Source organism: Methyloceanibacter sp., from assembly GCF_050726195.1.
In the GTDB taxonomy this organism is placed as follows: domain Bacteria; phylum Pseudomonadota; class Alphaproteobacteria; order Rhizobiales; family Methyloligellaceae; genus Methyloceanibacter.
In genome coordinates, this window is sequence record NZ_JBOHJC010000008.1 from 108956 (window position 1) to 133200 (window position 24245).

Genomic DNA, 24245 nt, shown 5'->3' on the forward strand with positions numbered 1-24245 from the left:
CCTCCCTTCGCTCCCGCCGGCCAGCGGACTTGACGTGGCCCCAACGCCAATTTCTGTTACAGGAGGGGCGCGTCGCCAGAAGCCATAGCACTCGCGCAAGCGCGAATGCGAATCAACGTCCCCTTTGGAGCATCTTGCCTTGTCAGCACCACGACACACAACCGCGCCGTCAACAGACGCGACTGGTGACTTCGACCTCGGACGCGCAGCTGGAGCGCTCACTGACGCCGTCGCCAAGGCAGGCGCGGCGATCATGGCGCATTATGCCGGCCCGACGGAGGTCGAGCTCAAGGCCGACACCTCTCCCGTAACCAAGGCGGACCGCGAGGCAGAGATCATCATCCTCGAGGCGCTGCGGGCTCTGGCTCCCACGATTCCAATTGTCTCGGAGGAGACCACGGGCGACAGGACGGCCGCCCTTGGCGCGCGCTTCTTTCTGGTCGATCCGCTCGACGGCACGAAGGAATTCATCAAGAAGCGCACGGATTTCACCGTCAACGTGGCACTGATCGAGTTGGGCTATCCCCGTTTCGGACTGGCCTACGCGCCCGCGCGGTCGCTGCTTGCCGTGACCATCGCCGACGGCGTTGCCATTGAGGCCGAACTCCCGCCGGACGTGACCGGCGCAGATCTCGGCGCGCTCAAACAGCAACGACTCCACGCCCGCAAAGGTGATGCCGCTCGCCTAACGGCGCTGGTTAGTCTGTCGCATCTCGATCCTGAGACCGAGAAATTCCTCGAAGGCCTCAACATCGCGCAGCGTCTCAGTGCCGGCTCGTCGGTGAAATTTCTGGAGATCGCGCGTGGGCAGGCCGACGTCTATCCCCGATTCGGGCCGACCATGGAGTGGGACACGGCGGCTGGCCAAGCCGTTTTGGAAGCCTCGGGCGGCCGCGTTGTCGACGCCAATGGCTCACGGCTGCGCTATGGCAAATCGGACAACGGCCTGCGCAATCCGAGCTTCGTTGCCTGGGGCCGGTCGGTCGGGTGATGGCGCTTCGGCGCGATTAACCGCCCGGTAACCCAGCCACCGTTTGGTAACGGTTTGAAGCAAATTATAGCGGTCGCGGGGAAGAGCCCCGCCTGACCGGCCGGGCACGCCGGTCACGAGCCCAAAGGGCATTCTTAAGGGGCACTCGTCATGCGTATCAGCGTAACTGCGATTGCCGCGCTTTCGGCAATCCTCCTCTCCTATTCAGTTGCCTCCCCCGCCTTGGCCCAGGAGGGGCCAATGGTCATCACTCCGCAGCCTCAAGCTGCCGCGCCAAGCGCCGGCGCCCCCCACAGCCCGGGCAGCGAGGCCTCTGGCGACACGTATGTGCCGGCTGGAGGCTATGCCTCCGAAAAGCTGCCGGATGGGGGCGACGACACCTTCTCCATGGACGAAATCAAGGGAACGGGGCACCGTTTCTTCGGCAAAGTCTCGGTCGGGTTCGCCAAAGTGGTGGAATACGCCTTCCAGCGCTCCGGCAGGCCCAACGGCTATATTTTGGGGGAAGAAGCCGGGGGAGCCTTCATCGCCGGCCTCCGCTACGGCGAAGGCGTGCTCTATACCAAGGACGCGGGCGAGCATCGCGTCTTCTGGCAGGGCCCCTCGCTCGGCTATGATTTCGGCGCGGAAGGCTCGAAAACCATGGTTCTGGTCTACGACCTCCGGAGCCCGGGTGAGATTTACAGCACTTTCGCCGGCGTGGACGGATCTGCCTATTTCATCGGCGGGGTCGGCATCACATATTTAGCCCGCAACGACATGGTTTTGGCCCCAATCCGCTCAGGTGTCGGTCTTAGACTTGGCGCAAACGTTGGTTACTTGAAATATACCCGCCAGCCGACCTGGAATCCGTTCTAGTTTGGCGCTAAGGAAGCTTGGGCCAAAAACGTCTTGCGGGGCGCCGGATCGGCGCCAAGTTCACTTGGATCGCCCGAGATGCGTCGGATACGTGACGCGTGGGCGCTAATTTCGGGGAACGCGGGTCTCGATGATCGAATGGTTCATGTTCGGGGCGTTGGGCTTCTTCTTGGGATGCCTGCTCGCCCTCATGCTCGCTCCGCCCCTGTGGAACCGCGCTGTCAAGCTCACTACGCGCAAGCTTGAGGCGACGATGCCGATGTCGCTCGCCGACATTCAAGCCGACAAGGACCAGCTGCGCGCCGAGTTCGCCATCGAGCTCCGCAAGGTCGAGGTCGCGCTTGACAAGGCCAAGGAAAAGGCCGCGCGCGAGCTGATCGAGGCGAACAAGCGCCGCGTCGACATTCAGGTGTTGAACACCGACCTCGCCGGCATCAAAGGGCAGCTACAGGAAAGCCAGAATGCCAACCGTGTGCTCCAGCAGACCATCAAGCGGCGCCTGCCGGACCTCGACACACGACTGAAGGCCGCCAAGAAGGCGCTGGCCGAACTCGAAACAGTCAATGCCGAGCTGCGCAACACAGTCGCCTCCCAATCGGAGGCGCTCAAGATCGCGCGCAACACCGTACACAACCAGCGCGCCGACATCGACCGCTTGCGCATGGCGCTGGAAAGCGGCAGCGCCGCGGCAATGCGTGGCTCGTCGAAATCCGATGCCCGCGCGCTCGCGGAGAGTCAGCGCCTCGCCGCCGAGCTCTCGCGCATGCAAGAGGAGCTCGACCGCGCCAAGACCAGCGCCCAGGAGAATGCCTTCTTGCGCCGCGAGCTGACCCGCCTTGCCTCGCAGATTCTCACCGCGACACGCAACCAGGGCGGGCCAGCACCGCGGGTGGAGGTGAAGATCCCCGCCGACTACGACTACGAGGCCGCGATGGCGCAAGAGGCGGAGGCGATAGCCCAAGAGGAGGCGATGGCCCAGGAAGCCGCGATGGCACAAGAGGCGGAGCGGCAACAAGCAGCCTGGCACGAGGCCAATGCCGGAAACGGCGCCGTCCCGGAACCGGAAATGGAAGAGGGCGCCACGGACACGCAATCCGTCACGGCAGAGGAAGAGGAAATCGCGTACGCCGAAGCCACGGAGGAGGCCCAAGCGACCGAGCAGGATTACGTCGAAGCGGACGATGCGCCCGCGGAGCCTGAGGCGGCTGAAGAGCCTGAGGAGCAGCGGGGCGGCCTGGCAAAGCGCTTTGCCGCCCGCAGAGCGAAGCGCCGCTCGGCCAAGGGAAGTGGCGGTAGTTTGAGGGACCGTCTGCGCGGCATTGTCGCCGAGTCTCCGGAGACACGGACCTGAGCTCAGGTCTGGACGAAGCCCCTCTCCCCGCCTCGCAGCCTTAACGCCGTCAAACACCCGGTAAACACTGCGCCGGTGTCGATGCCGATGCGGTTCGGCCGAACTTCGGGTGCACGCACCGGCGTGTGCCCATGGACGACGATCTTGCCGAACGACGCGGCCGAATCGAGAAAGGCGTCCCTGATCCAAATTAGGTCGGTCTCAGTCTGCGCCTCGAGCGGCACCCCCGGCCTCATTCCGGCGTGTACGAAGAGATAGTCGCCGGCTTGGACCACGAGCCCCAAGCTCTCGAAGAAACGAAGATGCGCGCCTGGCAGGGCGCCGGCGAACGCATCGCGCCACGTCTCGGGCGGCGCGTCTTCGTGGATAAGCGCTTCGACGTCGACGCCGTAGGACGCCAAGGTGGCGTCGCCGCCGTTCATGAGCCAGTGATCGAGCCGGCGCGGGTCATCGAGGAAGTCAAGGAGCAACGCCTCGTGATTGCCCTTGAGGAACTGCGTATAGAATTTTTCCGGCAGGTCCGTGAGCAGCATGTCGACCACACCCCGGCTGTCCGGCCCGCGATCCACATAGTCGCCGAGGAAGACGAGCGTTCTCTTCGCCGCGTCGCGGTGCGCGGCGTCGGCTTCGATTTGACGGAGGAGATTGGCCAGGAGATCGGTTCTGCCGTGGATATCACCAACGGCATAAAGCAACTCGCCTTCTGGCAGTCTGGGGGCCACCTAAGGATCTCATGCGTAGGGCGCGATCCATGTGGAGGGTGAGGCACAATGGGTGCCCGGGCAACCCCCCGTGGCGTGGCGCCCCGCCCCTCTTAAGCCCTCGGGGAGACGGTTAGCTCCCGATAGAGCCGCGTCGGGAAGCTAAACACCGTGCTCACACAATTCGACCTCAGTCCGATAAACAGCACCGTGTTCCCGTCGCGGAGTTGATCGTCCTCCGTGACGATGTAGAGCTTGTCGGCGCCGAGCGGGGGTAGGCCTCTTAGATAGGCGGCGCGCTGCTCGAAGGCTTCGAGTTCCGCACCCTCGAGGTAGTCGTATTTGGCGTGGACGTCGACAATGGCCGCGAGAATCTCGTTCTCGGATTTGCATGGGATCGGTACCGAGGGCGGGCCCTCGCCATGGTAATAGGTCGTGCCGTACGCCTGGATGATCGGGCCGAGCTTCTCGGAATAGGCCTTGAAGCCCGCAAACCCGAGCAGGGCGATGGCAAGGGCAAGCCCAGCCGCAACTCTCGACCAGAGTGGCATCGCCAAATCCTCCGCTCGACAGCGGAGTCTAGCACGATTTGCGCACTAGATCTCCGTATCGACCTCGCAGCGCACCGTATCCCGGTGCCCGCAATCCGGCAGCTTCCAGGCGATGATATCCTCCGAGCCGTCAGGATTCCTGCGGACAATGGGCACCGGACAGGCGACCCGCCAGAAGCGATAGTTCGATGTCCTGTGCCCGGCGTCCCACGCCGAGCCCAGCATGATGCCCGACCGCTGACACCGCTGCATGTTGAAGCCTTGCGCATCGGCGCCCAAGGCTTCGGCCTGATCGAACAGCTGAACCTCCTGCCTCCGGCACACCATCATGGAATGTTCCATGGCCCAGGCGCGGTTCTCATAGCCGGTGTCGGCGGCATTGGGATCTTCCGGTCCGGAGATGACCGTCTTGCAGACAATCAGCACGACGGCAGCTGGCATGGGGACTGGCATGGCTCAGGCCCCCCGCTCTAGATTGGCGTTGAGTTTGCGAGGTGGTGCCGTCGGCGGCTGCTTCACAGCTTGCACAGGGAGGAGCAGGCTAGCCATCACGGCCAGGCTAAGAGTCATAGGCATTGTGGCCCCCTCTTAAAAAGGTTGCTCTAACACCACTCCTTGGCGGTCCCTTTTAGGACCCGAATACCTCCCTCAATCTCCCTAGACCGGCTGGAACTTGCCTTTGGACGGCATCCGGCACGATGTTGCAACGCAACACGAACCTGACTGCTCGACGAACTTAAGTATGGCACTTGCAAGTTTCATGCAAGGTTAACACCCTGCGGCACAGTGCCCCTAAGTCGGTGCTTTTGCGTCTCATTTCGACGTCCCAATCTACGGTGTGAGGGGCTGGGCAACGCCGCTAACGCCTTGACCAACCCCTACGCCGAGAATGCTGCACCGCAAAAAAGTGATTCGCAAGACTGGCTTTAGCCTACGCCGAATGATTGGGCGCCGATAGAGCAGCGCGGCAACAGCCGCTAGACTTTTGGCACCGCCTTTGGCATTTGCAGCGACCCGCTGCCCAAAATATGAGCAATCTTTGGCTATTCGCCCACGCTCGCAAAGACGGGTTTCAGCGAGCGCCCGCCCCGTTAAACTGGCCGAAATCGAGCGATTCGATGGAGAGGATCGCAGCGATTCGACGCGATTCGACGGGAACGGGGGGTACTTATGGTGATCGATGGCGTGATGCTTTTGTGGTTCTTCCTGACCGCGCTCTCGGTCGCGTTCGTCGCTATCGATATCCGCACTACCCCCGAGCACCCGGTAATGAAATGGGCCTTCGTCTTGTTCACGGCCTATTCGGGGCCGTTCGGCGCGTTTCTCTACGTGCTCGGCTGCCGCGAGCCCCTGCCCGGTCTGCACGAGCAGTATGTTGCGGCGCGCTGGCGTCAGGCGCTCGGTTCGACCATGCACTGCGTCGCCGGCGACGGCATCGGCATTCTTGTCGGGGCGGTGATCGGCGCGTTGGTCTCGCTGTCGATCCTCGCCGAGATCGCGCTTGAATACGTGCTCGGCTTCGCCTTCGGCTGGACCATCTTCCAGGCGCTGTTCATGGGCGAGATGTTCGGCTCCTACGTCCGCGCACTCAAAGGCACCTTCACCTCCGAGCTTCTGTCCATGAACTGTCTGATGGGCGGCATGATTCCGGTGGCGAATCTCGCCTTTGCCGACGATCCGGGCGCGCACGACCCGGCGCATCCGCTGTTCTGGTTCCGCATGTCGCTCGCCCTCATGGTGGGTGCCGCCTTCGCCTACCCGATGAACTGGTGGCTCGTCGCGCACCATCTCAAGCACGGCATGCTGACCGTGCGCCCGAAAGGAGCGCCGAGCGCCACGCCCGGGATGAAGGAGAAAATGACCATGGCCGCGGGAAGCGGATCGGCCATCCATGCTCCAAACCCGCCGGTCTGGGTCATGGCCCTGGTCTCGTTCGCCGTGCTCGGCGCCGGCGTGGCTATCGCGCTCGCCTTCGGCCCGGGCCATTAGGAGCCGCGCGGGACGGCGCTCGAACGGTACAGTAGGGTCTACTCGGGCTGGGCCACCCCCTTAACCAACCTTAAGACCTCAACTCGTAGAATGCGCGGCTCTCTTGTCGGTACAGGAGCCAGTCATGCGTATTGCACTCGTCGATCCATTCCACGAGGCGCAGGAGTCCACCCTGAGCCTCCTCGGCGCGCAGGGCCACGAGATCATTGCTTTCACCGATGCCGACGAGGCGCTGATGCGCATCGAGGCCGACGCCGGCATCGACGCCTTGATTGCGAGCGCACCGCCGAGCCCTGCCGCCGCCAAACAGCTATGCCGCGAGGCGCGGCAACTGGCCGGCGACAACCGGACGCTCTATGTCCTGCTCATGTCGCCGCGCGGTCTCGCCGACATGTCTTTGGCGCTCGACTGCGGCGCCGACAGTGTCATCGACGCACCGCCGGCCACCGACGAGCTCTGTCAGAAGCTGCGCGTCGCCGAGCGGATGCTTACCTTGGAGCGCGAGTTGGCGCGCGCGGCCACCATCGACCAGCTTTCCGGGCTGATGAGCCGTGCGGCCTTTCTCGACACGGTGACTTTTGCGTGCCGTGAGGTGGGCACCCGCGACGTGCTGTCGGTCGTTGCCATCGACATCGACAACTTCCGGGCCATCAACGACCACTACGGACACGTCCTCGGCGATCAGGCTATCCGCGAAGTGGCCGACGTCGTCGGCGCGAGCGGCGCGCCGGCGGGACGCATCGGCGGCGACGAATTCGCCGTCCTCCTCAAGGGCTACGATCTCGCCGCAGCCGTCGCCGCAGCCGAAGAGCTGCACCGGCGTCTGGCCGACGTGAAACTCGAGACCGCCGACTGGACCATCCGCGTCACCTGCAGCCTCGGCGTCGGCGAACTGCGGACCGGCGACACGGTCGACGACCTGATCAAGCGCGCCGATCTCGCCCTTTACCGCGCCAAGCAGGAAGGGCGCGACCGCGTGGCGACGACGCCGACGGATTCCTGGATGAGCCGGCGCCCGCGCCTTGGCGTAAGCCTGGCCCGGCTCCTCACCACGCCCTCTCCCAACGTCAAGGACCGGCGGAAAGGCGCGCCTCCCGGCCCCGCGCTCTATGCGCGAATCTTTGCCATCGTCGATCTCTTGATCGCCTCCGGCGCGAGCGACGAAGCGGCCGCCCAACTCATCACGCAGCGGCTGGCCTTGGCCGGCATCCCGGCGCCAAAGGAGGGCGAGAGCGATTGGTGGCGGGAGGTTCTCGATCGCCGCGCCGCGTTCCGCGCCGGCGACGCCACCGACGATGCGCTGAAGGAATATCAGAACGTCGTGGCCGCGATCGAATCGATCGCTCCGCATGAGCGGGTGGAATGCGCGCTCGCCAACGACCTCTGGGATCGCCGCCGCATGGTCGCGAGCAAACGCCCTTCGGCCCGCGGCGTCGCGATGCATTAGCGGCTGGCCGGCCTCAGATGCCTTTCACCGGCGGCACCAGGCCGACCTGCTGAAGCAGCGCCAGCGCGTCGTAGTTCACCCACGACTCCACGATCTTGCCACCTCTGATGCGGTTCAGGTCCATGCCGGTGTAGCGCACGACCTCGCCCGTCGGCGCCGCGCCGAGGAACGGCCCCTTGAAGGTCCCTTGCGCCGCGAAGCGGGTACACACCAGGTCGCGCTCGGCCATCTGCTCCTTGACCGTGTAGGTGAGATCCGGGAAGGCGCTGCGGAACAGCGTGACCGCCTGTTTGATGCCCTCGGGGCCGACCACGCGCGAGGCCTCTGGTCCGCGGCCGACGTGGTCGACATAGTCCGGCGCATAGAGCTCGTCGGCGACCTCGAGCTTACCAGCGCCCCATAGCTCAAGAAGCACCCGTCGCCCGATCAGCCGGTTCGCCGCTAATGTCGCCGCGTCAGTCATGGCTATCCCTCTTGCCAAGTTTCGCTCACGTAACGCGCAGAAAGGCTGATGGCAAAGAAAAGCCCGACCAGGAGCCCATTCCTGGCCGGGCCAAAACGCCCTTCCGGTTGTTAACTTCCCGTTCGGTTAGCCCGCAAAGGCTATCGGCCGAGTTCTTGCTGAAAGGTTAAGGCGGAAAGTGGCGCCCGTTTTGCTAGGTCTCTTTGTGAACTCTATGCTTCGTCCTCGACGGCGTCGCGGACAGCCGACGCTACAGAGGAGATCTTGGCCACCTGCTCCGACTGCCAGTCTCCATAAGTCTGATTTGATCCACTGACCCTCCATGAGGTCCTGCCGTTGTCCGGACGCCCGAGAATTACGGCCGACGCAGCGCTCGGGCTACGGAACCCAACATCCTCTGCGAAGCGCAGCTGGCCATTGCTTCCGGGCATGAGCTTGCCCAGTTTGATAAGCTGCGCATGCCGCTTCGAATAAGTGTGGTCTGAGTTGCTCGACCATTCGCCTACCGCGGCAGACCCTGCAAGAACCACAAATTCGCCATCTATCTCGCGTGCCTGAGCCTCGATCCCGTGCTTCTTGCTCGTCAGACGGAATAGGGGTCCGGATTCGGCGTCTCCAGTCGTTCCTGCCGAGCCCATCGTCTTCCGCGCCGCAATCTTATGCTCACGGAGGAAATCGAACCCGAGCACTGGAAGGATCAATCGAAGCTGATCTACAAAGAACTCCATGTCCGAAGCGTCGGCGTCGGGCAGGGCAGACGGCGGAGGCTCAGTTCCATTGACGACATCAGCGGTGCCGACACCATTCGCAATGGCAATTAGCCGGGCCTCAAGGTATCGCGCGTGCGCCTTGGTGATGTTTTGATCCTTACTGGTCACGACGCAGGTCCGTTCCCAAAAATCCTTGCTAGTGTCCCTGCTGTGCTGAATCAGGCGCTTTCGCACATTGTCGCACTCGCCAATGTAAAGTTGCAGGATGTCGGGGTCTCGCGGATCGGGGCATACGAGAAAATAGACGCCGGTTCGGTCGAGTTCCGGACGCCGCAGAAAGGTGGGCAGGGCACTTCGCGACCCGGCGAGGACATGTCCGGTCCAGTTCATAATCTCGGCCGTCGTCAGGCCGGAAGGCGTCCCATCAACCAAGAAGAGCCGGACCGAACGTCCTGGCGAGGTCATGCCATGACCTCTGAGGCGCCGAGCTCGACAAAGCCTATTTCGCTCGACATCGAGGCCCTTGAGCTGCTCGCATTGAAGTCAGTGAATATAGCGGAAGGTTTCATCGCTGCGTTCGCGAACGGTTTGACTCGACGATGACCAATGCTTGCCAACGCCCTCCTGACACGGCCCACATAGCGGGCACCCCGTTGGTAGTTTTGGCGAATTGAGTTTAACTGCTTGATTTTTAAAGCTGTTGGCGCCCCGTAGGGGTTTCGAACCCCTGTTTCCGGCGTGAGAGGCCAGCGTCCTAGGCCACTAGACGAACGGGGCGTTGGGCTCAAGACAGGCCCACAGCTATAACGTGGGCCCGCGAAACGGATCAAGGCTAATTCGGCTTGAGCTTGATGCGCGAAACGATCTTGCCGGTCTTGAGGTCGATGACGGCGATCTCCGGCCCGGCGCTCGTGGTTAGATGGAGGGCGAGCCGGTCGCCATCAAGGTCCAAGGCGGTGACGGTCGCGCCCTGGGGAATAGCAAGTTCCGTCTCGCTCGTGATTTGAGCCGCGGGGGCGGGCGCCGCGCCTTCGTTCTGGCCCACCCTCGAGGCCTGGTAGACGATGGTCGCGAGCACGAAGGCAAAGCCGCCGACGAGCAGGACCCCCATGACGATGACGGCGATCTTGAGCACCCGCACCTGCCGCGGGGTGAACACCGTCCCCGGCAAGGGCGTATTGTCAGGCTCGCGCGTCACCGCCATCGTCTAGAACACCTCATGCCGCGATCGCCACAGCCACACATCGAGAGCCTCACGGCCGAAGCAGGCGAGAGCCACGCCGGCCTGCGGCTCGACCGCTTCCTGAGCGAGAGCCTGCCGCAACTGAGCCGCACCCGCGTGCAGGCCCTGATCAAAGACGGCCGGGTCGCTTCGGGCGGCGCGACCATAGAGGACGTGACATATAGGGTCAAACCGGGCGAGCGCTTCGAGATCACCGTCCCCGCCGCCGCCGAGACGGCGCTCAAGCCCGAGGCCATTCCGCTCAACGTGGTCTACGAGGACGACGCCCTGATCGTCATCGACAAGCCGGCGGGCCTCGTCGTGCATCCGGGTGCGGGCCAGCCGGCCGGTACGCTCGTCAACGCGCTCATCGCTCATTGCGGCAAGAGTCTCTCGGGCATCGGCGGCGTGGCGCGGCCCGGCATCGTCCACCGCCTCGACAAGGACACGAGCGGTCTGATGGTCGTGGCCAAGACTGATCAGGCGCATCGCGGGCTCGCCGCGCAGTTTGCCGACCACGGGCGCACCGGCGAACTGGAGCGCGGCTACCTCGCGCTTGTCTGGGGCGTACCGCGCAAGCCCCATGGGCGCGTCGATGCGCCGGTCGGGCGTCACCCGACGAGCCGCACCAAGATGGCGGTGCTGCCGGAGGACAAAGGACGCCGAGCGGTCACAAGCTGGCGCGTGGTGGAGACCTACGGCCGCAGCAAGAACGGTGCCGTCGCCTCCCTGCTCGCATGCCGGCTCGAGACCGGACGCACCCACCAGGTGCGCGTGCATCTGGCCCATATTGGGCACCCGCTCATCGGTGATTCGCTCTACGGCAGCGGATTTAAGTCAAAGCTGAAGAAGCTTCCACAGGGCGCCCAGGCGACGCTCGCCAAGCTTAACCGGCAAGCCCTTCATGCAGAAAGACTTGCGTTCCTCCACCCCGTGACCGGCACCTTACTAGAATTTAATAGTCCGCTACCTGACGATCTCGCCGAGATCGTGCATACACTCGCGGAACTGTGATGAGGTCCCAGGCTTTCACCCCTATGGCAAAAGTTCTATAGAGGAAGGTCGCCGGGGGGACGGTTGAAACGGGAAGAGCGCGGCCGGTCGAGGTCGCGGGAGACGGGCTCTCATGGCCGCCAGAAGTTTACCGAGTGTGAGTGCGCACGGCGGACTCACGCGTTACCTCGAAGAGATCCGGCAGTTCCCCATGTTGGAACCGCAGGAGGAGTACATGCTCGCCAAGAGTTGGCGCGAGCATGGTGACCGCGACGCCGCGCACCAACTCGTCACCTCGCATCTGCGACTCGTGGCGCGCATCGCCATGGGCTATCGCGGCTATGGCCTGCCCGTGGGCGAGGTCATTTCCGAAGGCAATGTCGGCTTGATGCAGGCGGTGAAGCGCTTCGACCCCGACAAGGGCTTCCGCCTCGCCACCTATGCCATGTGGTGGATCAGGGCGGCGATCCAGGAATACATTTTACGTTCGTGGAGCCTGGTGAAGATGGGTACCACGGCGGCGCAGAAGAAGCTGTTCTTCAACCTGCGCAAGATCAAGGGCCAGCTCAAGGCGCTCGAGGAAGGCGATCTCCGTCCCGATCAGGTAAAGCTGATCGCGACGCGTCTCGGTGTCAGCGAAGAAGACGTCGTGTCGATGAACCGGCGGCTTGCCGGTGACTCATCGCTCAACGCACCGGTGCGCAACGACGCGGAAAGCGGCGAGTGGATGGACTGGTTGGTCGACGACAGCGTCGACCAGGAGACGGCGCTCGCCGAGTCCGAGGAGCGCGACCAGCGCCGCGACATGTTGCATCAGGCCCTGGAAGGTCTGAACGAGCGCGAGCGCCGCGTGTTCGAGGCGCGCCGCCTCGCCGAGGAGCCGTTGACCTTGGAAGAGCTTTCCGCCGAGTTCGGCGTCTCGCGCGAGCGCATTCGCCAGATCGAAGTGCGCGCCTTCGAAAAGGTGCAGAAGGCGGTGCAGAAGGCCGCCAAATCGGCCGAGCGCCAGCCCGAGCCAGCCGCGTAGGGCTTTCCTCTGGGTTCCGCATCTGATGGATTCGTCATTGCCCGGCTTGACCCGGCAATCCATTCCACTGGCGTCTCATCCTGCTGAGAGGTAACGGCAGGGATGCCCGGATCAAGTCCGAGCATGACGAGTCCATTGGAACAGGGGGTAGAGGGTCATGAAACATCTCTCTGTCGGCGGCGTCGAAATCGCCTATTTCGACGAGGGCAAGGGCCCTTGTGTGATGCTGGGCCATTGCTCGAGTGCCTCCCACAAGGAATGGCTGCCGCTGATCGAGGACCTGAAGGGCGACTGGCGGGTGCTCGCCCCCGATCTCATCGGCTACGGCCAGTCCGATCCCTGGCCTATCGACAAGCCGTTCAGCATTGCGGCCGACGTCGACGTGCTTCTCGCTCTCGCCAAGAAGACCAGGGGCCCGCTGCATTTCGTCGGTCATTCCTATGGCGCGGCGCTGGCGCTCGAAGCGGCGCGCAAACTCGGCAAAAGGGTCAAGAGCCTCACCCTGGTGGAACCCGTCGCCTTTCACCTTCTGCGCATCGACGACCGCCCGGAATGGAAAGAGGTCGAACAGCTCGGCCTCGCCGTGCTCGACCCTGTCGCCAAGGGGGATGACCGCAAGGCGGCCGCCGCCTTCATGAGCTATTGGCTCGGCCGCTGGCGCTGGTGGCTGTCGCCGGAGCGCTTCAAGAACGCCATCGCCGCCACGATCCCGAAGGTCGCGCTCGAGTTCTCCATCGCCCTCGACGCCCAGACGACGCTTTCAGACTACGCCGAGATCGCCGCGCCGACCTTGCTGATCGTCGGCGCCAAGACGCGGGCGCCGGCCCGCGCCGTTATCGAGCTGCTGGGCGGGACGCTACCCAACGCCAAGGTCGAGACGCTGAAGGGCGCGGGCCACATGAGCCCGTTCACCCACCCAGCGGAGCTCAACCGGATGATCCTCGATCATCTGGCCGCCCACCGCTAGCGCCGTCCCCCGGCAGCTCTTCCATATCCTTGGCGAACAATTCTTCGAGCTCCTTCGCCTGGGACTGCGCGTTGGCGCGGACCTTCTCCACATCCGTGTAGTACTGATAGTCGTCGTAGAGGCGCTTCTCGTCGAGGCGCTTGAACGTCTCCGTCAAGCGCTTGACCTCCGGGTCCTTGAACCCGAGGCCACGCAGCAACTCCTTGGTCAGCTCGAGCGCCGCGAGGAACGTCTCGCGCTCGATGATGGTGACGCCGAGGTCCATCAGCTTGTGTACGTGGGTTCGGTCGCGCGCCCGCGCATAGATCGGCAGATCCGGAAAGTGCATCCGCACCATCTCGGCGACCCGCAGCGACGCGTCCACCTCGTCGATGGCGAGCACGAAGGCTTGCGCCTTCTGGGCCCCCGCCGCCCGCAGGATGTCGAGCCTGCCGGCGTCGCCATAATAGATATTGGCGCCGAATCGCTTGACGAAGTCGACCTGGGTGATGCTCGAGTCGAGCGCGGTGAAGGGAATGTGCCGCGCGCGCAGCACGCGGGCAACGATCTGCCCGAAGCGGCCGAACCCGGCGATGATCACGTGCCGCTCTCCTTCCGGAGGTATTTCGTAGTCCGGCGGCTCGGGCTTGGTTGCGCGCAATATGGCGTCGTCGATGAGGAGAAGCAGCGGCGTCATCGCCATCGACAAGGTCACGGCCAAGGTCAGCAAGGCCTGCGTGTCACGCCCAATCACGCCATCGGCCACGCCGACCGCGAACAGCACGAAGGCGAATTCGCCGCCTTGACTGAGGACGAGGCCGAGACGCCGCGCCGCGCGGTTGTCCATGCCCCACCGGCGTCCGAGAAGGAACAGGATCGCCGCCTTGATGATCACCAAGCCGGCGACGATCACGAGCAGATCGGCCGGCCGGGCGCCGAGCACCGAAAGGTCGATAGACATGCCCACGGCGATGAAGAACACCGCCAGCAGGAGTCCCTCGAACGGCTGGATATCCGCCTCGATCTGATGGCGATATTCGGAGTCGGCAAGCAGAGCGCCGGCGATGAACGAGCCGAGCGCGGCCGAGAGCCCCACCGCCTCCATGACTATCGCCACGCCAACCACGGTGAGGAGCGCGCTTGCGGTCATCGCCTCGCGCACGCCGGTGGCGGCGACGACCCGGTAGAGCCGGCTCAACAGGAAGCGGCCGACCCCGATGACCGCGACGATCGTGATGATCGCTATGCCGGCGCTGCCAAGATCCATGCTCGGCTCGTCGCCCCCCAGCGCGAATAGCGGCACCAGCGCGATGAGCGGAATGGCAGCAAGGTCCTGGAACAGGAGCACCGAGAACGCGAGGCGGCCGTGGCGCGTGGTGAGTTCGCCTTTCTCCTCCATCACTTGGAGTGCGAACGCCGTGGAGGAGAGCGACAGCGCGAGCCCGATGAACAGCGCCTCGCCAGTGGCTAGCCCGAGGCCGAGGCCGATCGCCGCCAGCACCACGGCCGTGGCGACGAGCTGCGCCGCGCCCAAGCCGAAAATGGCCGAGCGCATGGACCATAGCCGGACCGGGCGCAGCTCGAGCCCGATCACGAACAGCAGCAGCACCACGCCGAACTCGCCGAAATGGAGGACTTTGTCGACATCGTCGAGCGCATAGAGAGGCCCGAGCACATAGGGACCGATGACGACGCCGGCGGCGAGATAACCGAGCACCGCGCCGATGCGAAAGAAGCGGCCGAACGGCGCAGCAATGGCGGCGGCGGCCAGAAACACCGCCACCTGTATCAACTGCGCCGTAGCCATGTTGCCTTAGGTCTCCCCGCCCCCGGTGCTTGCAAAAAGTCTAGCGCATCAATCAGAGCCGCGCGGGTTAAATTGCGGCAATTGCCGACGTCCTGCTGAAGTCCTAGTATCGGTTCTATCGGGGCCACGCGGCCGCCCCGTGAGGCCTTTGCCCAAGCGCCGCTCCGTCAGGCTCGTTGCCTGCGCAACGGAGTGAGCTGCTATGGGTACAATCCATCATTCGCCTGAGCCCACCTTCCGCGAAGCCCTGTCCGTCTGGGCCAAAATCGGCGTGACGTCGTTCGGCGGTCCCGCCGGACAAATCGCGCTGATGCACCGCGTCCTCGTCGAGGAACGCGGCTGGATCGGGCCGGAGCGGTTTCTGCACGCGCTCAATTTCTGCATGCTGCTGCCGGGGCCGGAGGCAATGCAGCTTGCGACCTATGTCGGCTGGCGGCTGCACGGTACGTTAGGCGGCCTTGCCGCCGGACTCCTATTCGTGCTGCCCGGCGCTCTCGTCGTGCTTGCCCTCAGCATCGCCTATGCCCTGTTCGGCCAAGTGCCCCTGGTCGAGGCGGCGTTTGTCGGCATCAAGGCCGCGGTCCTCGTCATCGTTATTGAAGCCCTGCTGAAGGTCGCCCGGCGTGCGCTGCATCGCGGTTACGATTGGGCGATCGCGGCCTCTGCCTTCTTCGCCATCTTCTTTCTCGACGCGCCCTTTCCCCTGATCATCGCCGGCGCCGCCCTCGCCGGCTTCTTGCTTGCGCTTATCTTTCCCGTGCCGGTGCCCCCGCCACTTAGCACGCCTCCGGTTCCGGTACCGCTGTCGCAAACCGTCCGCACTGCTGCCCTGTGGCTCGCCATCTGGATCCTGCCGCTACTTACCGTGAGCGCATGGTTCGGACGCGATCATGTCACCACCGACATCGCCTTGTTCTTCTCGAAGCTCGCCGTGGTGACGTTCGGCGGCGCCTACTCGGTGCTGGCCTACATGGCGCAGCAGGCGGTCGAGACCTATGGCTGGCTGAGCGCGGGCGAGATGCTGGACGGGCTCGGCCTCGCCGAAACCACGCCTGGCCCGCTGATCCTCGTCACCGAGTTCGTGGGCTTTCTCGCCGGCTACCGCCACGGCGGGGAACCACAACTGGCGTTCGGGCTATTGGGCGCCGCGGTCACCTTGTGGGCGACCTTCGCCCCTTGCTTCCTCTGGATCTTCGTCGGCGCGCCTTATATCGAGCGCCTGGCGTCGAACGCCAAGCTCGCCGGCACGCTCCGCGGCGTCACGGCGGCGGTGGTCGGTGTAATTCTGAATCTGAGCCTTTGGTTCGCGCTGCACGTGATCTTCGGCCGGGTTGAGGCCGAGTGGCATGGCCCGCTGCGCATCTGGATGCCGGACTTCGCAACCTTCAACGTCGAAGCCGCCCTACTCGCCTGCCTTGCCGCGATCCTGTTGCTAGGCTTCCGCCTCGGCATCGTGACCACATTGACGATCTCCGCCGCAGCAGCGCTTGCGGTCTCACTCGCGCAAAGCGCGGGCTAAAGCCCGCGCTTCACATGAAACCGGCAGCGCGAAAGCTAGTCGCGCGGCACCCACAGATTTACGAACGGCGCCCGCACCCAGGTGCCGCCCGGGCTCTTGCGGACCTTGGCGAATGGCGCATCGACGTCCGTATAGGCGTCGTTCGTGCGCACAGACGTGGTCGGCGCATCGACGTCGGTCTCATAGCCGTTGCTGCGCCACCAACGTCGCTTCTTGTAATAGCCCGCTTCTTGCACAAGCGACGCGTCGGTCGTGTGGTCGGTGAGCCCCATGGGTCCTGCCGAGGCAGGCAAAGGCAAGAACATGGCCGCCGCGAAAAACGCCGCAACGAAGCCGGAAACGATCAGTCGGGTCATTGTTCCTCCTTACCGAGGGTTTTGATGTTATCCCGCGCTAATACTTGTAAGCCGACAATGTGGCGGCTGGGGGCCAGCCGCGCAACCCCCCAAGACTAGAGCCAACCTTTGCGTTTGAAATAAATGTAAGGCAGCACCGCGAAGGCGACCATCAATCCCAGGGCGAACGGATAGCCGAACAGCCAGTCGAGCTCCGGCATGACGTGAAAATTCATGCCGTAGATCGAGGCAATCAAGGTCGGGGGCAGGAACACCACCGCCGCCACTGAAAAGATCTTGATGATGTCGTTCTGCTGGATCTGGATCATGCCAAGGGTCGCGTCGAGCAGGAAGATGATCTTGCCCGACAGGAACGTGGCGTGGTCGGTGAGCGAGTTCACGTCGCGGGCGGCGGCACGGACGCGGGCCTGCAACGGTTTGCCTTCTTTGCGTTCGTTGACCGTGTAGGCCAGGAATGCGATCAGGCGTCCGAGCGAATGAGCGCTCTCCCGGGCCTTCGAGGTGACCTCCCCTTCGCGCCCAATGGACCGCAGCAGTTCATCGAAGCTGCGCTGCCGGGACGCGGCGGCCCCTCTGACCGCGAACACGGAATGAGACAGTTTCTCCACCTCGATTTGGATGCGCTCGATGAAGTCGGCCAGCCGATCGACGATCGTGTCGAGCAAGCCGATCAGCACGACAGTCCCTTTGCCGAGGTCCGGCTCCTGCCGGTTGCAGCGGGCGGCGAAGATCCCGAACGCCCGCGGTTCGGCGTAGCGCACGGTGACGAGCCGCGTGCCGGCAAGGATGAAGCTGACCGGCGTCGTCTTGGCCTCCCCGTCCTCGCCCTGATAGACCAGCGTTGCCGTCATGAAATGCGCGCCGTTCTCCTGATAGAGACGGCTCGACATCTCGATCTCTTGCTGCTCCTCCCGGGTCGGTACGTTGAATTTCAGCGATTTCTCGACCTTCTCCTCTTCGTCCGCCGTGGGGTTGAGCAGGTCGATCCACACCGCCTCGTCGGTGATCCGCGGCAGGCCGGTCTGGGGCTTCAGCGCGCCCGCGCGAAATTCGTAGATGGTGAGCATCGACCGTCCCTGACCGGATCTCGGAAGCCCCTTATAACAAGGGGCACGTGTCCAAGGTGAGACATTGTAGACACACTCCGCAGGGCCTATCCGGGGCCCTACCAAGCTCCCGAGCGAGCGGCCGCCTCCCCGGCAGCCGTTCAATTCTTCTGCACAATGCAGGCGCCCCCTGCCTTGCGCAGCGCGGCGCAAATCTCGGTAGCGTCCTTACGGCTGTCCGCGCCGATCTGCACCTGATAGAGCGCGCGGCGCCCGCGGCTGAGATTGCGCTGCGGCTGCACGAACGGCTCGCGATCCGCGAGGACCGACACATGCTCGCGCCTGATGCGCGCGAACATGGCGAGCGCCTTGGCCTTGGAGAAGGCGCTCGACACATGCGCGCCCCACGGCCGCCAGGCGCCGCTCGCGGTGAGCGGCTCGGTCTCGTACACCGCGCGCACCACGAGCGGCGCGAGCTTCTTGCACGACTCCTGCACTGTATCGCCCTCGGTCTTGAGCGACTCCGGCAGCTCGGTTTCCGGCAGCTTCCACTCCTCGGCCGCGCGACCCGTGACGAAGATCACATAGGCGCGCGTTTCGCCGGGAAGCCCGCTGGTGCCGGCGAGCCAGCTCCGCACGCGCTCCTCGCCGGCGTTATAGGCCGCCGCCGCCAGTCCGAAATTGCCGAACTCTTTGTTGAGGTCGGCGAGCAGGCTCGCCGAATGCACGATGGCCGATTTCGGCTCGAACGGATCGGCGAGGCCGCGATCTTCTGCCGTGCCGGGCATGAACTGGGCGATGCCTTGCGCGCCCTTGGGGCTGACCGCGTTCGGGTTGAAGCGGCTCTCCCGCCAGATCAATCGCACAAACGGCATGGGCGGCAGGCCGCGCGCCTCGGCCTGCTGCTGCATCAGCGGGCAGACGATCTCCACGAATGGAAGCGGACCCGCGGCGGCTTGGCCCGCCGCCTTGATGCCGCCGGCGACGCCGAGAATGTCGACTGCGTCTGCCGCCTGCGCCGCGCTCATGCTCAGAACGAGCCATGCGGCAAGGAAGGCCGCGCGAGTGATGTGCCCCCGCGCGCGACGCATGGCGCTAGTTCTTCAGGACGATGCAGGCGCCGCCTGCCGCCTGAAGCTTGTTGCAGAGCGCGTCGGCAGCGTCCCGGCTGTCCAGTCCGATGCGGACGGCATAGCGCAGGTCAGTGCCCATGCTGAGATCGCACACCTCGATGACCATCGGGCTGTAATCGCCGAGGATGTCGGAATACTGCTTCTGCGCCTGGGCGAATTCGTCGAGCGCCTCTTGCTTGTCGAACGACGAGGCGATCTCAACACCCCATTGCGGACCTGACGCGCTCGAGCCTTCCGCGCCCGGCGAGCCGGGTACGCATGGCGACAGCGGACCTTCCGCCTCGGTCGGCGTCTCGGCCAGCGCCGGCAAAAGCGCGAGCATCAGTACGAAACTTGCGAGGGGCACTCTCCTCATGGGCGCACTCCGCGTCGGTTGAGCAGCTGAACGAAGTGTGAGGCGAATTCCCTAATATAACTCAAGCGGGCCAGGCGCGGAGCGCCATGTCGGCGACGCGCTCAAGTTCCTTGCGGCTCGCCCCGCCCGCGGCCTCGACCGCCATGCCGTGGATGACGGTGGCGTAAAACCGGGCGAGGCCTGCGGGATCCGCGTCCTCCGGCAAGTCGCCGTCACGCTTGGCACGCTTCAGCCGGTCGCGAATGAGCGCCACGCTCGCATCCCGCCGCGCATCCAGCTCCTTCTTCACTGAATCGCAGTCGTCGCCGCCGCACAGTGCCCCCTGCACTATGAGGCAGCCAGGCGGATTGCGCTTGTCGCCGAGCGACTCGGCGGTGCCCTTGAGCAAACGTTCGACCGCCTCGTAACCCGTCGGCGCGCCCAGCGCTTCGGCCCAGAACGCAGCGTGCTTCGTCTCGTAGCGGTCTAGCGCCTTGCAGAACAGGCCTTCCTTGTTGCCGAAGGCGGCATAGAGGCTCGGCGGATTGATGCCCATGGCGGCCGTCAGGTCGGCAATGCTCGCGCCCTCGAAGCCCTTGCGCCAGAACACCTCCAGCGCCCGGTCGAGTGCCTGATCCGTATCGAATGCGCGGGGGCGACCGATCGCCACGGGCTGTTCTCCTGCCAATTTTTCGATCCCTATCACCTCCCATCTTTGTAGCGATCGTTATATAAGCTTCTTGACAGGGCGGGTCCAGCATACATATGTAACGATCACTAAATAATCTTAAACGGGAGATTGGACCCATGTCTAAGAAGCTTGCAGGAAAAGTTGCCTTGGTTACCGGCGGCTCGCGCGGTATCGGCGCCGCCATCGCCAAGGCCCTCGCCGACGACGGCGCCGATGTCGCCATCAGCTATTCGTCCTCCGCGGACAAGGCCAAGGCTGTGGTCAACGACCTCTTGGCCAAGGGCGTCCGTGCCCACGCCTTCAAGGCGGATCAGGCCGACCCCAACCAGGTCAGCGGCCTCGTCAAGGCTGTCGTCGATCGCTTCGGCCATCTCGACATCCTCGTCAACAATGCCGGCGTGTTCGTCACCGGCCAGGTACACGACGGCGCCAACAACATTGCCGACCTCGAGCGGCAATTCGCCGTCAATGTCGGCGGCGTCGTCACGGCTGTGCGTGCTGCCGCGCCGCTGATGGGCGAAGGCGGGCGCATTATCTCGATCGGTTCGGTGGCCGGCGAGAGTTCGCCTTTCCCCGGCATTGCCGACTACAGCGCAACCAAGGCCGCGCTGCTTGGGTTTACCCGCGGCTGGGCGCGCGACCTCGGGCCCAGAGGCATCACGGTGAACAACGTGCAGCCGGGTCCGATCGACACCGACATGAACCCGGCAACGAACGGCGACTTCTCGGATATGCAGAGAAACGCCACAGCGCTTGGCCGCTACGGCACCGCCGACGAGGTCGCCGCCGCCGTGGCATTCCTCGCCGGTCCGAGCGCCGCATACATCACCGGCACGACTTTGACCGTCGATGGCGGGTTCAACGCATAAGAGACAAGGCGAACGGAGTAGGAGGTTCCGATGATCGAGCTTAGACCCTTCGACAGGCTTGGCGCTGCCGACCACGGCTGGCTCAAGGCCAAGCACCATTTCTCCTTCGCGCGCTACTTCGACCCGGAGCGTATGGGCCATGGGAGCTTGCGCGTGTGGAACGACGACGAAATCGCCCCCAACACCGGCTTCCCGCCGCATCCCCACGCCGAGATGGAGATCATCACCTATGTCCGTCAGGGCGCCATCACCCACGAGGACAGCCTCGGGAACGAAGGCCGCACCGAAGCGGGCGACGTCCAGGTCATGAGCGCAGGCTCAGGTATTCGCCACGCCGAGTTCAATCGCGAGGACGTGCCGACCAAAATCTTCCAGATCTGGATCGAGCCGGCCAGCAAAGGCGGCGAGCCCCATTGGGGCGCCAAGCCCTTCCCCAAGGGCGAGCGCTCCGGCCAGTTTGTGGCGCTCGCCTCCGGCTTCGACGGCGACACGGACGCGCTGCCGATCCGCGCCAGCGCGCGCGTGCTCGGCGCCACACTCAGGGTCGGTGAGACAGCCGAGTATCGCCTCGGCACGGCGCGGCACGCTTATCTCGTCCCCGCCACCGGCCTCGTCGAGGTCAACGGCATCAAAGTGCAGGCCCGCGATGGCCTCGCCATCGAAAACGAGAAGGCGCTGACCATCAGGGCGCTCGAAGACGCCGAGATCGTCCTGGTCGACGCGCCTTAAATCATACCGCGAAGCGTTCCCCCCCATCGCTTCGCGCCGCAGCCAGTGGCCGCGGCAGAGAGGCAGGTCCGGTTCACACGCCGGCCTGCCTTTTCTCTTGGCATCGCGGCGCCGCGATCGGCCTAATCCTCGACCGAGGTCTGCGGCCTATCGGTTCCGGGGTCGAGCTCCTCGTGCCACTTGCCGTCTGCCGTCTCGTATTGGATGCCGACCGTCTCGCCGGGAACTTTCTGCTCGCCGGCCGCGCGCCGCGCCGCGGCGAGCGCGGCGTCGTGGGTGGGAAAGGTCTCCGAGAAGGTACCACGGGCCTTGTAGGCCCAGCCGTTCTCATGCCTCACGATCTTGTATACGACCTTCGTCATCGGCCTCTCCTCGTAACTCTGATGTCCGGAATGCGCTAGGCCTGCGCCCTGGATTCCGCCCGCGACTGTGCGGCGGCCTCGCGCACGCACTCGCCGAGTGAGGTGAGGACGGAGCGCCGGACGACGGCGTGCTGGCGGAAGCCCTCGCGCTCCATCAACGCCTGATGCAGCTCCGGCAGGCGATAGAACGGCACGCTAGGGTACCAGTGATGCTCGAGGTGATAGCCGACATTGCAGGGCAGGATGAAGATCGACTCGAGCCAAGTCGGGACGGTCGTGCGGGTGATCGCGTATTCTTCCTCCTCGCTTTCCACCGCGCTGTGCTCGCAGATCAGGCGGATGTACTGCGCCGCGATATGCCAAGTGCAGAACGGCACGATCCAATAGAGCAGGAAGGCGTACCAGCCGCCGAACACCGTCAAGGCAACGGCCGCGCAGGCATAGAACGTGAAGCGTGCCGCGCGCATCCACGCAGGCGACGGGATCAGGGTCGAGCCGACAAGCCCGCGCACGATCCAGAACAGGCCCGTCACGAACGCGGCGCGGCGCAGGAGCACCAAAGCGAGGCCGAGCCTCGTCTTGGGAAACTGCCAATCGGGGGCAAGCTCGCCGGCCGCGTCATGGGTGTACCAGATGTGCCGGTTCCCGTCGTTCTGGAGGCCGGTGTATTGGTGATGCGTGCCGTGGAACTTGCGGAAGCCTTCGACCGAGGCGAAGGTCGGCCACATCATAAGAACGTTGGCGAACAGGTCGTTCTGCCAACGCGTCGGCAGGATGCGGTAGTGCGAGGCATCGTGCCCGAGGATGAGCAGTGCATGCTGGCGCGAGCCGATGAAGATGACCGCGAGCACATACACGATCGGGTGCCAGACATAGACGCAGAGCGCGATCGCCGCGGCGATTACGACCCATTGTGCCGCGGTCGCCGCGATCGCCTTCGCCGGCTCCAGCCTGGACAATTCCTTGATGGTGGCGGCAGGCAGCCGCTCCGGGACCATCCTGCTCGTGTTGTGCGGATGCTCGACGACGGGATTGATCGAGATGTCGTCCACCGGGATTTCTTCCCGGAGGTAGGCGATGACCCGCTTGATCCTTGCAACGTCTGGCATTTGACCTCGTACCGGCGACGCAAGCCCTAGCGTAGTCCTATGTCCATTCCTGGGCAAATCGGCTCCCGGTACATCTATTGTCCTGCCTCCAAATCGGCATTGTGCGAGACATCGAACACGGTGAGCCCCTCGCCGAGGCCGGCCGGGATAGGGCCAGAGAGCCGGTTGTGATCGAGCCGCAAGACCTGGAGCGCCGGGGCGCTGACGAAACTCGTGGGGATCGATCCCGAAAGTTCGTTTCGATTGAGTCTGAGATCGGTCAGCTTCTCGAGCTTACCCAGCTCATCGGGAATCGGGCCCGAGAGCGCGTTGTTGGCGAGGAGGAGCGCCGCAAGATTCGGGCTGAACGACGCGGGGAGCGGACCGTCGAGCGCATTGTTATGAAGGAAGAGCTGCTCGAGCGCCGGCTGTCCGAGCAACTGTGCCGGCAGTGCGCCGGAGATGCGGTTGTCCTCGCCGCGGAAGATTTGCAGCTTCGGCGTGTTCCACACCGTGGGCAGCGGGCCCGTCATCTCGTTTGCGTGCAAATCGAGATATTCGAGCTCCGGCAAGACGGCGACGGAGTCCGGGAGGCGCCCCGTGAGCTCGTTGCCCTTGAGCCAAAGGTTTTTCAGCGCACGGCAGTCGCCAAGCTCGTCCGGCAGCGCGCCGGAGACTTTGTTGAATGACAAATGCAAAGTGTGGAGGCGCTCAAGCCAGCAGATCGCGGCCGGGAGCTGCCCAGCGAGATTGTTGTCGTAGATCGTTAGCCTGACGACGTGCCCCTCCGCGTCGGTCTCGACCCCGTGCCATTCGCCCACGGGCCGGTCGCTTCCCCAGAAGTCGCGCTGAATCCAGTCTGGTCCGCCGAGCGCCTCGTAGACGGCAACCAGCGCGTGCCTTTCGCGGTCGCGCATGGCCGGGTCCTTGGGCTCCGGAATGGAGTTGGGCGCACCGTTCGCCGTCTCGCCTTCGGCGGCCAAGGTCACGCCGGCGCCGAGCCACACGGCGCAGATTGCGATGACTACCGGCAGCATCAACCGAGGCACGACGCACCTCCTG

General features: G+C 64.4%; 26 protein-coding genes and 1 tRNA gene. 11 read left to right on the forward strand and 16 right to left on the reverse strand.

Annotation, left to right across the window (positions count from 1 at the left end; genetic code table 11):
- The first annotated feature begins 139 nt into the window (after nt 1-139).
- The 3 genes from cysQ (at nt 140) to ACRECX_RS07660 (ending at nt 3200) form a co-directional block, all read left to right on the forward strand.
- Entirely contained in the window at nt 140-991 is an 852-nt protein-coding gene (cysQ, locus tag ACRECX_RS07650; RefSeq protein ID WP_431558231.1) for a 3'(2'),5'-bisphosphate nucleotidase CysQ, read from the forward strand.
- A 387-nt stretch (nt 992-1378) separates the two neighbouring features.
- Nucleotides 1379-1849, forward strand: a complete 471-nt coding sequence (locus ACRECX_RS07655) for a DUF1134 domain-containing protein (RefSeq protein WP_431558232.1) — start codon at nt 1379-1381, stop codon at nt 1847-1849.
- 130 nt (nt 1850-1979) lie between these two features.
- Nucleotides 1980-3200 (forward strand): hypothetical protein, encoded by a 1221-nt coding sequence (locus ACRECX_RS07660; protein WP_431558233.1) that lies wholly within the window; start codon nt 1980-1982, stop codon nt 3198-3200.
- 2 nt (nt 3201-3202) lie between these two features.
- On the opposite strand, the gene ACRECX_RS07665 is transcribed toward ACRECX_RS07660, so the two are convergent.
- From ACRECX_RS07665 to ACRECX_RS07675, 3 genes are all read right to left on the reverse strand, one after another.
- Complete coding sequence (locus ACRECX_RS07665; protein WP_431558234.1) at nt 3203-3922, reverse strand: metallophosphoesterase family protein; 720 nt, start codon at nt 3920-3922, stop codon at nt 3203-3205.
- A gap of 92 nt (nt 3923-4014) precedes the next feature.
- Nucleotides 4015-4452, reverse strand: a complete 438-nt coding sequence (locus ACRECX_RS07670) for a hypothetical protein (RefSeq protein WP_431558235.1) — start codon at nt 4450-4452, stop codon at nt 4015-4017.
- Nucleotides 4453-4497: 45 nt separating this feature from the next.
- Nucleotides 4498-4905 carry a hypothetical protein gene (locus tag ACRECX_RS07675; protein ID WP_431558236.1) on the reverse strand — a complete coding sequence of 136 codons (408 nt, stop codon included), beginning with the start codon at nt 4903-4905 and terminating at the stop codon, nt 4498-4500.
- A 717-nt stretch (nt 4906-5622) separates the two neighbouring features.
- Here ACRECX_RS07675 and ACRECX_RS07680 point away from each other — a divergent pair.
- Both ACRECX_RS07680 and ACRECX_RS07685 read left to right on the forward strand, forming a co-directional pair.
- On the forward strand, nt 5623-6441 hold the full coding sequence (locus ACRECX_RS07680; RefSeq protein ID WP_431558237.1) for a DUF4396 domain-containing protein: 819 nt from the start codon (nt 5623-5625) through the stop codon (nt 6439-6441).
- A 124-nt stretch (nt 6442-6565) separates the two neighbouring features.
- Nucleotides 6566-7888, forward strand: a complete 1323-nt coding sequence (locus tag ACRECX_RS07685) for a diguanylate cyclase (RefSeq protein WP_431558238.1) — start codon at nt 6566-6568, stop codon at nt 7886-7888.
- Nucleotides 7889-7901: 13 nt separating this feature from the next.
- Here ACRECX_RS07685 and ACRECX_RS07690 read toward each other — a convergent pair whose 3' ends face one another.
- The 4 genes from ACRECX_RS07690 to ACRECX_RS07705 form a co-directional block, all read right to left on the reverse strand.
- Nucleotides 7902-8351 carry an ester cyclase gene (locus tag ACRECX_RS07690; RefSeq protein ID WP_431558239.1) on the reverse strand — a complete coding sequence of 150 codons (450 nt, stop codon included), beginning with the start codon at nt 8349-8351 and terminating at the stop codon, nt 7902-7904.
- 212 nt (nt 8352-8563) lie between these two features.
- Nucleotides 8564-9526 (reverse strand): GIY-YIG nuclease family protein, encoded by a 963-nt coding sequence (locus ACRECX_RS07695; RefSeq protein ID WP_431558240.1) that lies wholly within the window; start codon nt 9524-9526, stop codon nt 8564-8566.
- A 236-nt stretch (nt 9527-9762) separates the two neighbouring features.
- Nucleotides 9763-9838 (reverse strand) — tRNA-Glu (locus ACRECX_RS07700).
- A 55-nt stretch (nt 9839-9893) separates the two neighbouring features.
- Nucleotides 9894-10265: a DUF6476 family protein gene (locus ACRECX_RS07705; protein WP_431558241.1), complete on the reverse strand. Its 372-nt coding sequence runs from the start codon at nt 10263-10265 to the stop codon at nt 9894-9896.
- 15 nt (nt 10266-10280) lie between these two features.
- Between ACRECX_RS07705 and ACRECX_RS07710 the strand changes: the two genes are divergently transcribed.
- From ACRECX_RS07710 to ACRECX_RS07720, 3 genes are all read left to right on the forward strand, one after another.
- Nucleotides 10281-11297, forward strand: coding sequence for an RluA family pseudouridine synthase (locus ACRECX_RS07710; RefSeq protein WP_431558242.1), 1017 nt, complete (start codon nt 10281-10283; stop codon nt 11295-11297).
- A gap of 112 nt (nt 11298-11409) precedes the next feature.
- Entirely contained in the window at nt 11410-12303 is an 894-nt protein-coding gene (rpoH, locus tag ACRECX_RS07715; RefSeq protein WP_431558243.1) for an RNA polymerase sigma factor RpoH, read from the forward strand.
- Between the two features lie 157 nt (nt 12304-12460).
- On the forward strand, nt 12461-13270 hold the full coding sequence (locus ACRECX_RS07720; protein WP_431558244.1) for an alpha/beta fold hydrolase: 810 nt from the start codon (nt 12461-12463) through the stop codon (nt 13268-13270).
- Here the strand turns inward: ACRECX_RS07720 and ACRECX_RS07725 are convergent.
- On the reverse strand, nt 13230-15056 hold the full coding sequence (locus ACRECX_RS07725; RefSeq protein ID WP_431558245.1) for a monovalent cation:proton antiporter-2 (CPA2) family protein: 1827 nt from the start codon (nt 15054-15056) through the stop codon (nt 13230-13232). The two genes, ACRECX_RS07720 and ACRECX_RS07725, sit on opposite strands and share 41 nt — an antisense overlap.
- 202 nt (nt 15057-15258) lie before the next feature.
- Here ACRECX_RS07725 and chrA point away from each other — a divergent pair, with 202 nt between their 5' ends.
- Nucleotides 15259-16575 carry a chromate efflux transporter gene (gene chrA, locus ACRECX_RS07730; RefSeq protein WP_431558246.1) on the forward strand — a complete coding sequence of 439 codons (1317 nt, stop codon included), beginning with the start codon at nt 15259-15261 and terminating at the stop codon, nt 16573-16575.
- Nucleotides 16576-16610: 35 nt separating this feature from the next.
- Here chrA and ACRECX_RS07735 read toward each other — a convergent pair whose 3' ends face one another.
- The 5 genes from ACRECX_RS07735 to ACRECX_RS07755 all read right to left on the reverse strand — a co-directional run bounded on the left by ACRECX_RS07735 (nt 16611) and on the right by ACRECX_RS07755 (nt 20114).
- Entirely contained in the window at nt 16611-16931 is a 321-nt protein-coding gene (locus ACRECX_RS07735; RefSeq protein ID WP_431558247.1) for a hypothetical protein, read from the reverse strand.
- A gap of 95 nt (nt 16932-17026) precedes the next feature.
- Entirely contained in the window at nt 17027-17998 is a 972-nt protein-coding gene (locus ACRECX_RS07740; RefSeq protein ID WP_431558248.1) for a magnesium transporter CorA family protein, read from the reverse strand.
- 140 nt (nt 17999-18138) lie between these two features.
- A complete protein-coding gene (locus ACRECX_RS07745) occupies nt 18139-19068 on the reverse strand; it encodes a lytic transglycosylase domain-containing protein (protein ID WP_431558249.1) in 930 nt (309 codons plus the stop codon).
- A 4-nt stretch (nt 19069-19072) separates the two neighbouring features.
- Complete coding sequence (locus ACRECX_RS07750) at nt 19073-19465, reverse strand: SPOR domain-containing protein (protein ID WP_431558250.1); 393 nt, start codon at nt 19463-19465, stop codon at nt 19073-19075.
- A gap of 61 nt (nt 19466-19526) precedes the next feature.
- The gene (locus tag ACRECX_RS07755) at nt 19527-20114 is read right to left on the reverse strand and encodes a TetR/AcrR family transcriptional regulator (RefSeq protein ID WP_431558251.1); all 588 of its coding nucleotides are present in this window, start codon (nt 20112-20114) and stop codon (nt 19527-19529) included.
- Nucleotides 20115-20251: 137 nt separating this feature from the next.
- Between ACRECX_RS07755 and ACRECX_RS07760 the strand changes: the two genes are divergently transcribed.
- A complete protein-coding gene (locus ACRECX_RS07760; protein WP_431558252.1) occupies nt 20252-21004 on the forward strand; it encodes an SDR family NAD(P)-dependent oxidoreductase in 753 nt (250 codons plus the stop codon).
- Nucleotides 21005-21034: 30 nt separating this feature from the next.
- A complete protein-coding gene (locus tag ACRECX_RS07765) occupies nt 21035-21733 on the forward strand; it encodes a pirin family protein (RefSeq protein ID WP_431558253.1) in 699 nt (232 codons plus the stop codon).
- 122 nt (nt 21734-21855) lie between these two features.
- Here the strand turns inward: ACRECX_RS07765 and ACRECX_RS07770 are convergent, their stop codons facing one another.
- The 3 genes from ACRECX_RS07770 to ACRECX_RS07780 form a co-directional block, all read right to left on the reverse strand.
- On the reverse strand, nt 21856-22095 hold the full coding sequence (locus ACRECX_RS07770) for a DUF2188 domain-containing protein (RefSeq protein ID WP_431558254.1): 240 nt from the start codon (nt 22093-22095) through the stop codon (nt 21856-21858).
- Between the two features lie 35 nt (nt 22096-22130).
- Nucleotides 22131-23204 carry a fatty acid desaturase family protein gene (locus ACRECX_RS07775; protein WP_431558255.1) on the reverse strand — a complete coding sequence of 358 codons (1074 nt, stop codon included), beginning with the start codon at nt 23202-23204 and terminating at the stop codon, nt 22131-22133.
- A gap of 74 nt (nt 23205-23278) precedes the next feature.
- On the reverse strand, nt 23279-24232 hold the full coding sequence (locus ACRECX_RS07780) for a hypothetical protein (RefSeq protein ID WP_431558256.1): 954 nt from the start codon (nt 24230-24232) through the stop codon (nt 23279-23281).
- Nucleotides 24233-24245: the final 13 nt, after the last annotated feature.